Source organism: Nitrospirota bacterium, assembly GCA_040754395.1.
GTDB lineage: Bacteria > Nitrospirota > Thermodesulfovibrionia > Thermodesulfovibrionales > SM23-35 > JBFMCL01.
Genome location: JBFMCL010000068.1, coordinates 1 through 1,321 on the forward strand (window position 1 = coordinate 1; position 1,321 = coordinate 1,321).

At 51.3% G+C, this 1,321-nt stretch carries 1 protein-coding gene; it reads left to right on the plus strand.

What is annotated here, in order from left to right:
- Positions 1-83: 83 nt before the first annotated feature.
- A complete protein-coding gene (locus tag AB1552_14455) occupies positions 84-1,316 on the plus strand; it encodes an ISL3 family transposase (GenBank protein MEW6054959.1) in 1,233 nt (410 codons plus the stop codon).
- Positions 1,317-1,321: the final 5 nt, after the last annotated feature.

Genomic DNA, 1,321 nt, shown 5'->3' on the forward strand with positions numbered 1-1,321 from the left:
GGCTCTTCCGGGAAGTCTGTGGAAATAGGTTGCCTGAAGGGATAGATATATAGCAAGCTATCTCCCAAAAAGGAGGTGGCGGAGTGCAGGACAAGGAACTGTACCGGCAGCTGATGGGATTAAGGGACCCCTGGAAGGTCAGTGAGGTTAGAGTTAATTTTGAAGGGCTCAAGGTAGATGTATGGGTGGAATGGCCACCTGAGGGGAAGGCGCCATGTCCGGAGTGTGGAGCAGACTGTGCGATATACGATCACCGGGAAGAACGGCAATGGCGGCATCTGGATACCATGCAGTTTCAGACGATTCTGCATTGTCGGATACCAAGGATCAACTGTGCAGATCATGGTGTTAAGAGCATAACTGTGCCATGGTCAGAGAAGAACTCACGGTTTACGGCGCTGTTTGAACGATTGGCGATAGATGTGCTTTTGGGCTGCCAGAACCAGACCAAGGCAAAGGAGCTATTAGGACTCAGCTGGGATGAAGTACATCTGATTATGGAGAAAGCAGTAGGCAGGGGACTTCAGCGGCGCTCAGAGGGAGGCATAACACATATCGGAGTCGATGAGAAGAGCTTTCTCAAGGGGCATCGGTATGCAACGATTCTCAGTGATCTGGACAATGCCCGTGTGCTTGATGTTGCTCGCGACCGCAAGGAAGAATCACTTGCAGAGCTGTTCAGAAGGCTACCGGAGGAGCAGAGGCAGGAAATCGCTGCGGTGGCAATAGACATGTGGGAGCCCTATATCAACGCCGTGGAACAACTGTTGCCGGATGCAGACATTGTGCATGACAAGTTTCACATAGCGAAGTATTTGGGGGAGGCGGTGGACAAGGTCCGGAAATCAGAGCACAAGGGACTCAAGAAGGAAGGGGCGGAGACCCTCAAAGGGACGAAGTATCTATGGTTGACCAATCCACGGAACTGGAGCGACGAGCAGAAAAAGCAATTCAAGGAGTTAAAGAACCAAGGACTGAAGGTAGGCCGGGCCTGGAGTATCAAAGAGATGTTTTCAGACTTATGGGACTACACCTATGCGAAGTCAGCCAGGAACTTCTTCAGGAAGTGGTACTGGTGGGCAACCCACTCACGGTTGAAGCCGATCGCGGAGGTTGCCAAGAAGCTGAAGCGGCACCTGGATAACATCCTGACCTATCTGAGACATAGAATCACCAATGCGGTGGCCGAGGGGATCAACAGCAAAATACAGCAGGTGAAGTCAGCAGCAAGGGGATTCAGAAACTTTGAGAACTACAGGACCGCTATACTATTCTTCTGTGGAAAACTCGATCTGTACCCACAGGAATCCCAGTAGAGCCA